Genomic DNA, 10,159 nt, shown 5'->3' with positions numbered 1-10,159 from the left:
CGATGCAACGCCAGATCATGACTGACCGACCCGCGATGGGGGTGCGCCGCTTTGGCCGCGTGAACTGGCTGGGGCTGTGGACGCTGGCCCGGCGAGAGATCATGCGCTTTGCCGCGGTCTGGCAGCAGACCGTCTTTGCGCCGCTGATGACGGCGGGGCTGTTCGTGCTGGTTTTCGCCCTGGCGCTGGGACAGAACCGGGGCGAGGTGATGGGCCTGCCCTACCTGGTTTTCCTTGGCCCCGGCATCCTGATGATGACGGTAATCCAGAACGCCTTTGCCAATACCTCCAGCTCGATCACCTCGGCCAAGGTGCAGGGCAATATCGTCGATACGCTGATGCCGCCGCTGTCGGCCGGGGAGCTGCTGGCGGGCTATCTGATCGGGGCCGTCGCGCGGGCGGGGCTAGTGGCGCTGGTGATCGGGCTGGGCGTGGTGCTGGTGACGGGGCGGGGCATCGCCCATCCGCTGTGGGCGCTGACCTTCGTGCTGCTCGCGGCGCTGCTGCTGGGCGGTCTGGGCATCCTTGCGGGCATCCTTGCGCAGAAATTCGACCAGATGGCGGCGATCAACAATTTCGTCATCACGCCGCTGTCCTTCCTGTCGGGCACCTTCTATTCGGTGCAGAACCTGCCCGCGCCCTTCGATACGCTGTCGCATTGGAACCCGATCTTCTATCTGATCGACGGCGCCCGCTTTGGCGTGACCGGCGTCAGCGATGCGCCGGCGCTGCGCGGGCTGGCGATCTGCGGGCTGTGCGTGCTGGGGGTGCTGATGCTGGCATGGCGCTGGCTGAAATCCGGCTATCGTCTCAAAGCGTGATTGCACAACCCCGAAATCCGCGCTATGGGCGGTGGCATGATCGCATGGACCGCCCTTGCCGCCCGTCCCCGACGTTGACAACCCCGCCTTGGGGAAACTGTCACCGTCCGATCCTTTCTGCCATTACAATCTGTCATGCCATTCGGGGAATCCGCCATGATTTCGCACGTTCTGCCGACCTATAACCGTGCCCCTGTCGCGTTCGAACGCGGCGAGGGCGCCTGGGCCATTGCCACCGACGGCACCCGATATCTGGACCTTGGCGCCGGGATCGCGGTGAACGTGCTGGGTCATGCCAATCCCGAACTGGTTGCCGCCCTGACCGAACAGGCGGGCCGGATCTGGCATGTTTCGAACCTCTACCAGATCCCGCAGCAGGAACGGCTGGCCGATCTGCTGGTGGAAAAGACCTTCGCCGATACCGCGTTCTTTACCAATTCCGGCACCGAGGCCGCCGAACTGGCGATCAAGATGGTGCGCAGATACTGGCACGACGCGGGCCAGCCCGACCGTATCGAGATCCTGACCTTCGAGGGCGCCTTCCACGGCCGCTCGACCGGGGCCATCGCGGCGGCAGGGTCGGAAAAGATGACCGCAGGTTTTGGCCCGCTGATGCCGGGTTTCCGCACGCTGCCCTGGGGCGATATCGAGGCGCTGAAAGCCGCGATCACCGACCGGACGGCGGCCGTGCTGCTGGAACCGATACAGGGCGAAGGCGGCATCCGCCCGCTGCCCGACGCCGACCTGCGCGAGATCCGCGCGCTTTGCGACCAGACCGGCGCGCTGCTGGTTCTGGACGAGGTGCAATGCGGCATGGGCCGGACCGGGCGACTGTTCGCGCATGAATATGCGGGCATCACCCCCGATATCATGATGGTCGCCAAGGGCATCGGCGGCGGCTTCCCCCTCGGCGCGGTGCTGGCCACGGAAAAGGCCGCGAAACCCATGATCGCCGGCACGCATGGCTCGACCTATGGCGGCAACCCGCTGGCCTGCGCCGTGGGCAGCCGGGTGATGGAGATCGTCGCGGACGACGCCTTTCTGGCCGAGGTGAACCGCAAATCCGCCTTGTTCCGGCAAAAGCTGGAAGGTCTGGTCGCCGCCCACCCGCAGGTGTTCGAGGGTGTGCGCGGGCAGGGGCTGATGCTGGGCCTGAAATGCAGGGTGGCGCCTGCCGATCTGGTCAAGGCGGGCTATGCCCGGCAGATCCTGACCGTGCCCGCCGCCGACAATACCCTGCGCCTGCTGCCGCCGCTGAATATCAGCGACGAGGATATCGCCGAAGCGGTCAGCAGGCTGGACAAGGCCGCCGCCGACCTCAATGCCTGACTATGGCTTCAGACCGGTCACAAGGGCCGACCTGCCGATGCTGGCCGAATGGTTGGCGACAGGGCAGGTCGCGCTCTGGTGGCTGGACCCCGAGCATCAGCGGGCGCTGGTGGTCGAGGATCTGGACAACCCCGCCATGCGGCAACTGATCGTGCTGCATGATGACACACCCATCGCCTATGCCCAGCACTACCCGGCCCATGAATGGCCCGCCCCGCATTTCGCCGACTTGCCACAGGACGCCATCGCCATCGACGTATTCTCAGGCCCCGCTGGCATGGGACATGGAGGCGCATGGCTGCGCCTGCTTGGCGACCGCCTGCTGCAACAGGCGCCGCTTCTGGTGATCGATCCCGATCCCCGGAATTTGCGCGCCATCCGTGCCTATGAAAAGGCCGGGTTCAGCGGTCACGAAATCCGCCCGGATGGCGAAGGACAGCCCTGCCGGATCCTGACCCGCCGACGATAACTCCATTTTCAGCCTATCTTTGGTGCAACAAATATCCCGGGGGAGCCGCGCTTTTGCGCGGCGGGGGCAGAGCCCCTCTTGACCCCCGCGACACAAGCAGGCTTTTTTGAGTCACATCGCCGAAAGTCACAATGATGAAACATTTTCTCGACATCCACGCCACGGACAAGGCCGACCTGCGCGCGATCATCGATCAGGCCCTTGCCATGAAACTGGCCCGGAATGGCCGGCCCAAGGGCACGCCGGATGATGAGCAGCCGCTGGCCGGCCGCATGGTCGCGCTGATCTTCGAAAAACCCTCGACCCGCACCCGCGTCAGCTTCGATGTCGGCGTGCGCCAGCTGGGCGGACAGACCATGGTGCTGTCGGGCTCGGAAATGCAGCTGGGCCATGGCGAGACCATCGCCGATACCGCCCGCGTCCTGTCGCGCTATGTCGATCTGATTATGATCCGCACCTTCGAAGAGGCGACACTGCAAGAGATGGCGGAATATGCGACGGTGCCGGTCATCAACGGGCTGACCAACCGCACCCATCCCTGCCAGATCATGGCCGATGTCATGACCTTCGAGGAACATCGCGGCCCGATCGCGGGCAAGAAGGTGGTCTGGGTGGGCGACGGCAACAATGTCTGCGCCAGCGTCATCCACGGTGCCGGGCAGTTCGGTTACGACTTCACCTTCTCGGGGCCGCCGACGCTGGATCCTGAACCCGCGGCGCTGGAATTCGCCCGCGCGCAGGGCGTCAAGGCCGCAATCGAACGCGATCCGGCAAAGGCGGTCGAGGGCGCCGATCTGGTGCTGGCCGATACATGGGTCAGCATGCACGATCCGCAATCGGCCAAGGAACGCCGCCACAACCAACTGCGCGGCTATCAGGTGAACGAGGCGCTGATGGCCCGGGCCAGACCCGATTCGCTGTTCATGCATTGCCTGCCCGCCCATCGCGAGGACGAGGTGACCAGCGCGGTCATGGACGGCCCGCATTCGGTGATCTGGGACGAGGCCGAGAACCGTCTGCATGCACAAAAGGCGGTGATGAGGTGGTGCCTGGGGGTGTGAGCTCGCAATCCAGAGGACGGGCGGCCCCGCCGCCCGGCGCTATCATTAACACCGATCAAGGTTCGCAATTTACCTCCTTTGCCTGGATCGATCGGCTGAAGCGGATCGGCACCCGGATCTCGATGGACGGCACGGGGCGGTGCATCGACAACGTCTTCATTGAACGCCTGTGGCGATCCCTGAAGTATGAGTGCGTTTACCTGCGCACCTGGGAAACCGAATCGCAGGCCAGGGCCGGCGTTGGCAGATGGATTATTCCATAACCACCAGCGGCCTCACGCCACCCATGGCGGACAGCCGCCCGCCGTGGTCTACGTCAACCAGATCAAAACCGACCAGCAGGTGCGGAGAGTAGCTTAAATTACGCCAGATCCTGCCAATGATCGGGGAGTAGTTCCAGGATTACCAGGAACGTGAAGAAAAAGTGCTGTTCATTCTTTTTTTTCTGATTAGAAAAACAATGAGGGCGGTTAGCTCAGCTGGTAGAGCGCTTCGTTTACACCGAAGATGCCGGGGGTTCGAATCCCTCACCGCCCACCATTATTCAATAGCTTAGCCTGAATTTACGAAGTGTCCCCGAGTTCAGCGAACTCAAGGGGCGCTTCACTTGACCACCCTCAGGTTCGTGAATTCCAGCACCTCGGCGGCGTCTGTCAGGTGTTCGGGGGCGAATCTGCCATAGGTCGAATAGGTCACGGCCACATTGCTGTGCCCCAGATACTGCGCGACTTTCTCGATGCGGATGCCGCTGGACACCATGGCCACGGCAGAACTGTGACGCAGGGTGTGCAGGGTGATCCCGTCCATACCGGCGCGCGTCACGGCATTCGTGAACCCTTTGCGGATGCTGCTGACCTGTTGGCCACCATACTCAACGACATAATCCGACAGGGCGGCATCTTTTTCGGTTTGCAGCGCAGCCATGAGGCCGCGGTTGATCGGCACAATGGCGCGGCCCTTGCGTGTCGTGGCGTCGTCCAGCCGCAGGTTGATGATGGCGCGGTCCATGTCCACCCGATCCCATGTCAGGTCCAGTATCGCGCCCACCCGGCCAGCGGTGGCGAAAAGCAGGTGGATCGCGAGGCCAATATGAGGGGCGCTTGCACTCTCGATCAGTGATGCCACCTCGGCCTTGCTCAGGAATCGCTCTTTGGGCGTGGGCTTGGCTGGGCGCTCAATATGCGGCGCGGCATCGATCAGACGGTTGTTCTTCGCCCATGTCATTGCGCTGCGCAGGTGGCCCAATTCGGTGTGGACAGATCCCTGCGATATGCCGCTGTCGGTGCGTTTTTTCGCATAGTCCCGGCATAGGGCGGTGGTGATCTGGTCGGGGCGATAGTGGCCGAAATGCGCGAGAACGGCCTTGCCGGTGTAGCCCATCGTCGTGGCGGTCGGCTTGTCGCCCAGATCCTGCCGATAGGCCTCCCACATCTCTGCGACTGTTTGGCCCTTTGGGGCGCGATGGAATGTCTCGCGCCGATAGACGTCTATTGCCTCTGCTTCCGCTTCCGCTCGGGTGCGTGCCGCAAGCTGATGCCGTGTTCTTCGGCCATCGACGCGCCAATAGACGCAGAACCCGCCCCTGAATCGTCCGATGCTGATGTCTGGCATGCCTCAATCTCCTCTACGACTGCCGCCGGGATACGGTAAAGCCGTCCGAAACGGAAATGGCGCAGATCCCCGGCATTGCACTTGTTGCGGATTGACGCTGCACTGACGCCCCACCTGTCGGCAAGTGTTTCCGGCGTGAATGGTGTTGTGGCTGCCATCTACCCCTCCTGTGTCGGCTGCTGTGCGGCGCGGCGGGAGGTCTTTCCAATCCGCTCATATTCCCTCGGTAGCTGACGCTTTAAAACCGCTCGTTTTCGATACAAGACTCCGCAATCGCTGCACCGCGCCTCGTATATGGGGGGATCGGAAAGAATTGCTGATGTATGCATTCCTCCGCCGCAGTCGGGGCATTGGTAATCCATCACCCTTCCCCCTTCCCGGTGGCGTCGAGAGCGGCGCGGGCTGACGCGATTGCGTTTCTCCGGGATGTTAGCGTGGTATCCTGCTCATCGTTTTCGCAATGATAATTCTGCTTCGGTATGGCACGAATTGTCTCACGCAACGCCTCCTCCAGCGCCTCGATCCGCTCCTGCGCGGCGGTCAGCGCGCCGGCGGCTTCAATGCGCTCAATCTCGTATTTGCAGAGCAGAGAACGAGGGTCGTAATTGTCGGGGTTTGAGTTAACCCGCAGCCGGGCGATCAGGTCAGTGTGGGTCATGGCTGGCCACCATCGTTGAGCAGGGCGAGGATGGCATTAGCAGCGCCAGACTTGCCTCCCAATGCGTCACCGTCGCATTCGATCAAATGAGCCGCCTCCCGGATCGCATCTTCCCTTGCCCTCGCCAGCATCTTATCCAGCGCCTTCTGGGCGTCGGGGTCGATGGGCAGGGCGCGGACGTCATCGATATTTATCCACTCGCCAAAGTCGCAAACTTCCATTTGTGAGGTTGACCCTAGCCGATCACATTCCTCTGGTTCATATGTTGCTAGTGACACCGCCCGTTCCCTCATTTCCATCGCCGCAGCGGCTGCACGGGCTTGAATGCCGCTTATGACGGCTTCCGCGACCGATGCGCAGAATATGCTGTTTTCCGGCCCTTGCAGTAGATCGCTTTCAATGCTGGGCATGGGAATGTGCTGATTGATTTCATTACGCATGGCCGTCATGGCTTCCCACGTCTCTGTGCTGTTTCGCCGCCAGCGTTCGTTTGTGGCAAGGGCTTGGCTGAGTTCATTTTCGGCATCGGCCAAACCGTTGTGATACTCCCCAGACCATCCAGTGTTGAGGCAATCGGAACAGCCATAAGGTTCCGGTGCGCCATTAGGTCCTTGGCAAGTCATGCAAACGCCAGCGTGTCTTGCAATACGTTTCCAGTGGTCACGTTCGGCCCCTGCTTTCTCGGCGCGGACGTATTCAACCGCGTGTGCATCCCAATCCCGAGCCGGTGCAGTATCAGTCCAACTGCCGTTTCTGGCGTCCCCGGTTGCCCAAATCCGCTCAGGGGGTTTGTTCTGGTCATCCATCACGACTTCTCCCCGGTCAGGGCGCGGAGGGGCTGTGCGTCCGGCTTTGCTAATGCACGGGCGAGCCAATCTGACCCGTCCCCTTGGTCAGCATACTGCCACCCATAACCATCGAATGAATGTCGCACCGCCACCGCCACCGGCTCCGCGCTGGTCGGGGTCAGGGCGGCGAGGATGCGATCAGCGGTCGCCAGTTCGGATGGACCGACCCCCACGAAGTCCGCCCAATCTTCAGAGATAATCTTTGCGATCTTCTGGCGCACGGCCACCAGATCGGCCACGGGGTCGTCGGTCATTGGCTGTTCTCCTTTGCGTTCACGCGCTGGGTGTGGGCAGCGAGGGATTGTCGCCCCCTGTCCCATGTCCGTTCGATACGATCCTGATAAATCTCGCCACCGAACGGTGAATATTCGTCGTTCAATTCGACAAGGGATGTCAGCGCCTCCGCCAACCGCTCCACCTCGGCCCGCAGCGCGATCACCTCGGCCAGAAGTTCAGGCACAAGAGCGATGGCGCGGGCGGTTTGGTCCCTGATGGGTTGATCCGCCCAACTCTCACCATCGCGCGGTGATGGGACGTTATCGCCCGCCTCATAAATCGTGCACACATCATGACCGTCTTGGTCCCGCACATAAGCGCAGGCATTCGTTGGATGGTCATTTGACGATATCCAAGGGCTATGAGGGATGATTGCCGCCAGCCGTTCCAGTTCTGCCGTGTCAGTCATTTCCGTGATCCTTTCAGCGTGAGCAGGCCAGCGGCGTAGAGGCGTGATTGCGTCTCGCCGAGGGCGCGCAGAATGTCGTCATCTCCGATGGGCGCAGATGCTGACCTGCTATCGAGCAGATCGTGGCAATTCTGGCAGGCATGGACCGCGAGGAAATCATGCGGTTTCTGCCCCACGCCCGCCCATCCATACCGCCTGATATGCGCCAGGACGGTTGTGTCCGTGCCCCCGTTGCAGCCATCCAGCCGCAGGGTGCATGTCTGGCCTCGGGCGAAGTCTCGCGCAGCCTTGCTGACGCATGGCGGCGTCTTGAATTGCGGACCTTCCAGACGGATGAAGCTCATTCCCCGTTCCCTCCAATATGCCAGCGGTTACAGTGGCGGCAGAAATATTCCGTCAGCGGTTCGGCGTATTTCCGGCGCATCAGCTTGGCGCGTCGGGCGGCTTGCTTCTGGGTCGCGAATGACCGCTTGCCGGTGCATCCCGCGATGTGTGGCGGGGGCGTGAATTGCTGGGTGTGGTTCTGGTGGATCATGCGTCCTCCGTCGCCCAGATATCCACGCCCTGCTCGGCGCAATGAGCCTCGATGAATGTTTGCAGGTCGCACATCTCGCGCACAGACAGGTCAGATGACCTGAAACCAGTGGGGAAAATACCGTTTCCGTCCAGCATCGGCAGAACGCGGACCTCTTTGCCCATCGCCTTCATGTAGATGCACTTCCAGCTTTCAGGATCGAACCGCGCGCCATTGACGGTCATGCGCTTCGACACGCGGCCTAGCAGTTCCCACAGGCGGTCGTTTTGCTCGTGACTGCGTTTGGCTTCCTTGAATTCGCATCGCCACCCGACCGGTATCCGGCTGATCCAGTGAGCCAGACGGGCACGGTCGCGCGGTTCCGTCTCTGGGCGGATGGTGATGGCGTGACGGCTCATTTCGTCCCCGCCTGATAGGCAGCCACAGCGGCTTCCGCGTGATCCAGCGCCACATCATCAGCCTGATACCCTGCCAGCCGCCATGCAGCGACTGACGCGGTGTCGGGGCTTGTCTCGCTCCATCCCGTTTGCAGAACCGCTGTGCGCAGGGCATCGCGGATCTGGTCAGGGGTGTATGTCGGCAGGCGGCGCATCACAAAACCTGTGGGGCGAACGGGATCGAGTCCTCGTAGTCCGCGCGACCCGGCGCTGATCCGGTTGCAGCGCCACCCGCTGCCGAGCCGCTGTCATTGCGCTGACCTCCACCTTGCAAGGTGACATCATTGGCCCGCACAGTCAGATAGGTGCGGCCCTCATGCTCGTGCGTGGACAGATCGCCAGAAACGGTGACGCGGGTGCCTTTGGTCAGATACTGCGCCAGAGCCTCGCCGCGACGGCCCCAGAGCGAGCAATCGAACCACAGCGTCCGCTTGTCCTGCCCGTTGCGTTCCTCGACCGCGACCGAAAATCCGGTCACTTTGTCACCGCCTTGGGTGGTGCGGGTCACGGCGTCTTTGCCGATGCCGCCTGCGATGGTAAGATTTTTCATGGCTTGTGGACTTTCGTTTTTACGGTGGTTTCCCCGTCATGGTGTCGAACTTCCACAAGGGTGCCTTCGCTACGTGGGTCATCGGGGGATGAAATAATGCCCATTGCCAGAATGATTTTCCAGGCAGCAAAAATGGGCATTGATTCCTTGTAATCCTCATCAGTCAGGAGGTTTTCGCCGCACTTTGGGCATGGCTTACCAATGAGGTCTGAGGTGATGCCATCGACATATTCGATATGGTCACACCCGCTCGCATCGCACATCAGGGACATTTTCATGCTGCTGCTTTCGGTTGGAGTTCGTTCTTGCGCTGATCCTTCGCTGCGATGACGCGGCGGTCAGCTTGGATATTGCGGGGCAGGTCAGACCAGATCGCGGCCATCGCCTCGATGGTGGCGGCGCTGTTCAGGCTGTCGATGGCGATCTGCGCGGCATCGGCTTCGGCCTTTCGGTCCTCGGCCCGATATTCCGCCTCGACTTTGGCGACGTGTTTCTGATCGTCCCAACGCCCCAGAAAGATATTGGCGGCGATCCCGATCTGTGACGCTGCCTTGATGATGGCGTCGGTCAGGCTCTTTTTCGGTGCATCCTCGTCCATCATCATGCCGTTACGCGTTTTCATCAGCGCCTTGGTCTGGCCGTATGCGTCGAAGGTATTGCTCCGGTCGGTGTGCCAGAATTTGATCCGGCACCAGTGAAGCACCTCATCGCCGAGAGGGATGAAATCCTCGGCCACCACATCCCAGCCAAAGCCATGACCAACAGGGCCGAACATCTCGGTCAGGCAGCGGATCACATATTGCGGATTGGGCGACGTGCCTTTGTATTGCTTGCCGGTGATCGGCTTGGTGAATTGGGGATCGATGTCGGCGAACCGATCCCAATGTGCGAGATTGGTCATTGCATCCTCCGTTTGCGCAGCGCGCGCAGCTTGCCGTAGGCCTTCGCCCGCTCACGGCGGTGAAACCCGATGTTGCCGGGCGTCCAACAGTCGCGCAGAATTGCGGTGTGGCGCTGGATTTCCGCGCGGTATTGCATTTCCAGCGATTGCAGCGCGGTGATTCCCCCGGCCAGCCATGCAGCGGTGAAGGGGCGCAGGGGGTGGGTTAATTGAGGGCGTTCCATTGCATCCTCTCGAATAAAAGAGCCGGTTTC

17 protein-coding genes, 1 tRNA gene and 1 pseudogene are annotated in these 10,159 nt (G+C 61.6%); 6 read left to right on the top strand and 13 right to left on the bottom strand.

Features of this window, described 5'->3' with window-relative positions:
- Positions 1 to 2: 2 nt before the first annotated feature.
- The 6 genes and pseudogenes from JHW40_RS13940 (at position 3) to JHW40_RS13915 (ending at position 4,220) form a co-directional block, all read left to right on the top strand.
- A complete protein-coding gene (locus tag JHW40_RS13940; RefSeq protein ID WP_244519143.1) occupies positions 3 to 821 on the top strand; it encodes an ABC transporter permease in 819 nt (272 codons plus the stop codon).
- Positions 822 to 977: 156 nt separating this feature from the next.
- The gene (locus JHW40_RS13935) at positions 978 to 2,150 is read left to right on the top strand and encodes an aspartate aminotransferase family protein (RefSeq protein ID WP_090611273.1); all 1,173 of its coding nucleotides are present in this window, start codon (positions 978 to 980) and stop codon (positions 2,148 to 2,150) included.
- Positions 2,143 to 2,619, top strand: a complete 477-nt coding sequence (locus JHW40_RS13930; protein ID WP_090611274.1) for a GNAT family N-acetyltransferase — start codon at positions 2,143 to 2,145, stop codon at positions 2,617 to 2,619. The genes JHW40_RS13935 and JHW40_RS13930 overlap by 8 nt, the downstream gene beginning before the upstream one ends.
- A gap of 134 nt (positions 2,620 to 2,753) precedes the next feature.
- Positions 2,754 to 3,680: an ornithine carbamoyltransferase gene (gene argF / locus JHW40_RS13925; protein WP_090611354.1), complete on the top strand. Its 927-nt coding sequence runs from the start codon at positions 2,754 to 2,756 to the stop codon at positions 3,678 to 3,680.
- Between the two features lie 41 nt (positions 3,681 to 3,721).
- Positions 3,722 to 4,040, top strand: a pseudogene (locus JHW40_RS13920) (transposase); the annotation flags it as partial.
- A 104-nt stretch (positions 4,041 to 4,144) separates the two neighbouring features.
- Positions 4,145 to 4,220: transfer RNA gene (locus JHW40_RS13915), tRNA-Val, on the top strand.
- A gap of 63 nt (positions 4,221 to 4,283) precedes the next feature.
- Here the strand turns inward: JHW40_RS13915 and JHW40_RS13910 are convergent.
- The 13 genes from JHW40_RS13910 to JHW40_RS13850 form a co-directional block, all read right to left on the bottom strand.
- Positions 4,284 to 5,291 carry a tyrosine-type recombinase/integrase gene (locus JHW40_RS13910; RefSeq protein WP_090611276.1) on the bottom strand — a complete coding sequence of 336 codons (1,008 nt, stop codon included), beginning with the start codon at positions 5,289 to 5,291 and terminating at the stop codon, positions 4,284 to 4,286.
- Between the two features lie 361 nt (positions 5,292 to 5,652).
- Positions 5,653 to 5,949, bottom strand: a complete 297-nt coding sequence (locus JHW40_RS13905; RefSeq protein ID WP_090611277.1) for a hypothetical protein — start codon at positions 5,947 to 5,949, stop codon at positions 5,653 to 5,655.
- A complete protein-coding gene (locus JHW40_RS13900) occupies positions 5,946 to 6,755 on the bottom strand; it encodes a hypothetical protein (protein ID WP_139208126.1) in 810 nt (269 codons plus the stop codon). Before JHW40_RS13900 ends, JHW40_RS13905 begins: the two co-directional genes overlap by 4 nt.
- Positions 6,755 to 7,051: a hypothetical protein gene (locus tag JHW40_RS13895; RefSeq protein WP_090611278.1), complete on the bottom strand. Its 297-nt coding sequence runs from the start codon at positions 7,049 to 7,051 to the stop codon at positions 6,755 to 6,757. Before JHW40_RS13895 ends, JHW40_RS13900 begins: the two co-directional genes overlap by 1 nt.
- On the bottom strand, positions 7,048 to 7,482 hold the full coding sequence (locus JHW40_RS13890; RefSeq protein ID WP_090611279.1) for a hypothetical protein: 435 nt from the start codon (positions 7,480 to 7,482) through the stop codon (positions 7,048 to 7,050). The genes JHW40_RS13895 and JHW40_RS13890 overlap by 4 nt, the downstream gene beginning before the upstream one ends.
- Positions 7,479 to 7,826: a nuclease domain-containing protein gene (locus JHW40_RS13885; protein WP_090611280.1), complete on the bottom strand. Its 348-nt coding sequence runs from the start codon at positions 7,824 to 7,826 to the stop codon at positions 7,479 to 7,481. Before JHW40_RS13885 ends, JHW40_RS13890 begins: the two co-directional genes overlap by 4 nt.
- Positions 7,823 to 8,017 (bottom strand): hypothetical protein, encoded by a 195-nt coding sequence (locus tag JHW40_RS13880; protein ID WP_090611281.1) that lies wholly within the window; start codon positions 8,015 to 8,017, stop codon positions 7,823 to 7,825. Before JHW40_RS13880 ends, JHW40_RS13885 begins: the two co-directional genes overlap by 4 nt.
- Positions 8,014 to 8,415: a recombination protein NinB gene (locus JHW40_RS13875; protein ID WP_090611282.1), complete on the bottom strand. Its 402-nt coding sequence runs from the start codon at positions 8,413 to 8,415 to the stop codon at positions 8,014 to 8,016. The genes JHW40_RS13880 and JHW40_RS13875 overlap by 4 nt, the downstream gene beginning before the upstream one ends.
- Complete coding sequence (locus JHW40_RS13870) at positions 8,412 to 8,609, bottom strand: hypothetical protein (RefSeq protein ID WP_090611283.1); 198 nt, start codon at positions 8,607 to 8,609, stop codon at positions 8,412 to 8,414. Before JHW40_RS13870 ends, JHW40_RS13875 begins: the two co-directional genes overlap by 4 nt.
- Positions 8,609 to 9,004 carry a single-stranded DNA-binding protein gene (locus JHW40_RS13865; protein ID WP_090611284.1) on the bottom strand — a complete coding sequence of 132 codons (396 nt, stop codon included), beginning with the start codon at positions 9,002 to 9,004 and terminating at the stop codon, positions 8,609 to 8,611. The genes JHW40_RS13870 and JHW40_RS13865 overlap by 1 nt, the downstream gene beginning before the upstream one ends.
- Complete coding sequence (locus JHW40_RS13860) at positions 9,001 to 9,282, bottom strand: hypothetical protein (protein WP_139208127.1); 282 nt, start codon at positions 9,280 to 9,282, stop codon at positions 9,001 to 9,003. The genes JHW40_RS13865 and JHW40_RS13860 overlap by 4 nt, the downstream gene beginning before the upstream one ends.
- On the bottom strand, positions 9,279 to 9,905 hold the full coding sequence (locus tag JHW40_RS13855) for a hypothetical protein (protein WP_211657256.1): 627 nt from the start codon (positions 9,903 to 9,905) through the stop codon (positions 9,279 to 9,281). The genes JHW40_RS13860 and JHW40_RS13855 overlap by 4 nt, the downstream gene beginning before the upstream one ends.
- Positions 9,902 to 10,129, bottom strand: a complete 228-nt coding sequence (locus JHW40_RS13850) for a hypothetical protein (protein ID WP_090611286.1) — start codon at positions 10,127 to 10,129, stop codon at positions 9,902 to 9,904. The genes JHW40_RS13855 and JHW40_RS13850 overlap by 4 nt, the downstream gene beginning before the upstream one ends.
- Between the last annotated feature and the right edge of the window lie 30 nt (positions 10,130 to 10,159).

This window comes from Paracoccus alcaliphilus (assembly GCF_028553725.1).
GTDB lineage: Bacteria > Pseudomonadota > Alphaproteobacteria > Rhodobacterales > Rhodobacteraceae > Paracoccus > Paracoccus alcaliphilus.
The sequence above is the reverse complement of the archived record's forward strand: the minus strand, read 5'-3'. Positions and strand labels throughout refer to the sequence as shown.

Bases quoted from the DNA above. Each gene is read 5' to 3' on its own strand.
- JHW40_RS13940 (WP_244519143.1), top strand. From the start codon at position 3: ATGCAACGCCAGATCATGACTGACCGACCCGCGATGGGGGTGCGCCGC.
- JHW40_RS13935 (WP_090611273.1), top strand. From the start codon at position 978: ATGATTTCGCACGTTCTGCCGACCTATAACCGTGCCCCTGTCGCGTTC.
- JHW40_RS13930 (WP_090611274.1), top strand. From the start codon at position 2,143: ATGCCTGACTATGGCTTCAGACCGGTCACAAGGGCCGACCTGCCGATG.
- argF (WP_090611354.1), top strand. From the start codon at position 2,754: ATGAAACATTTTCTCGACATCCACGCCACGGACAAGGCCGACCTGCGC.
- JHW40_RS13910 (WP_090611276.1), bottom strand. From the start codon at position 5,291: ATGCCAGACATCAGCATCGGACGATTCAGGGGCGGGTTCTGCGTCTAT.
- JHW40_RS13905 (WP_090611277.1), bottom strand. From the start codon at position 5,949: ATGACCCACACTGACCTGATCGCCCGGCTGCGGGTTAACTCAAACCCC.
- JHW40_RS13900 (WP_139208126.1), bottom strand. From the start codon at position 6,755: ATGGATGACCAGAACAAACCCCCTGAGCGGATTTGGGCAACCGGGGAC.
- JHW40_RS13895 (WP_090611278.1), bottom strand. From the start codon at position 7,051: ATGACCGACGACCCCGTGGCCGATCTGGTGGCCGTGCGCCAGAAGATC.
- JHW40_RS13890 (WP_090611279.1), bottom strand. From the start codon at position 7,482: ATGACTGACACGGCAGAACTGGAACGGCTGGCGGCAATCATCCCTCAT.
- JHW40_RS13885 (WP_090611280.1), bottom strand. From the start codon at position 7,826: ATGAGCTTCATCCGTCTGGAAGGTCCGCAATTCAAGACGCCGCCATGC.
- JHW40_RS13880 (WP_090611281.1), bottom strand. From the start codon at position 8,017: ATGATCCACCAGAACCACACCCAGCAATTCACGCCCCCGCCACACATC.
- JHW40_RS13875 (WP_090611282.1), bottom strand. From the start codon at position 8,415: ATGAGCCGTCACGCCATCACCATCCGCCCAGAGACGGAACCGCGCGAC.
- JHW40_RS13870 (WP_090611283.1), bottom strand. From the start codon at position 8,609: ATGCGCCGCCTGCCGACATACACCCCTGACCAGATCCGCGATGCCCTG.
- JHW40_RS13865 (WP_090611284.1), bottom strand. From the start codon at position 9,004: ATGAAAAATCTTACCATCGCAGGCGGCATCGGCAAAGACGCCGTGACC.
- JHW40_RS13860 (WP_139208127.1), bottom strand. From the start codon at position 9,282: ATGAAAATGTCCCTGATGTGCGATGCGAGCGGGTGTGACCATATCGAA.
- JHW40_RS13855 (WP_211657256.1), bottom strand. From the start codon at position 9,905: ATGACCAATCTCGCACATTGGGATCGGTTCGCCGACATCGATCCCCAA.
- JHW40_RS13850 (WP_090611286.1), bottom strand. From the start codon at position 10,129: ATGGAACGCCCTCAATTAACCCACCCCCTGCGCCCCTTCACCGCTGCA.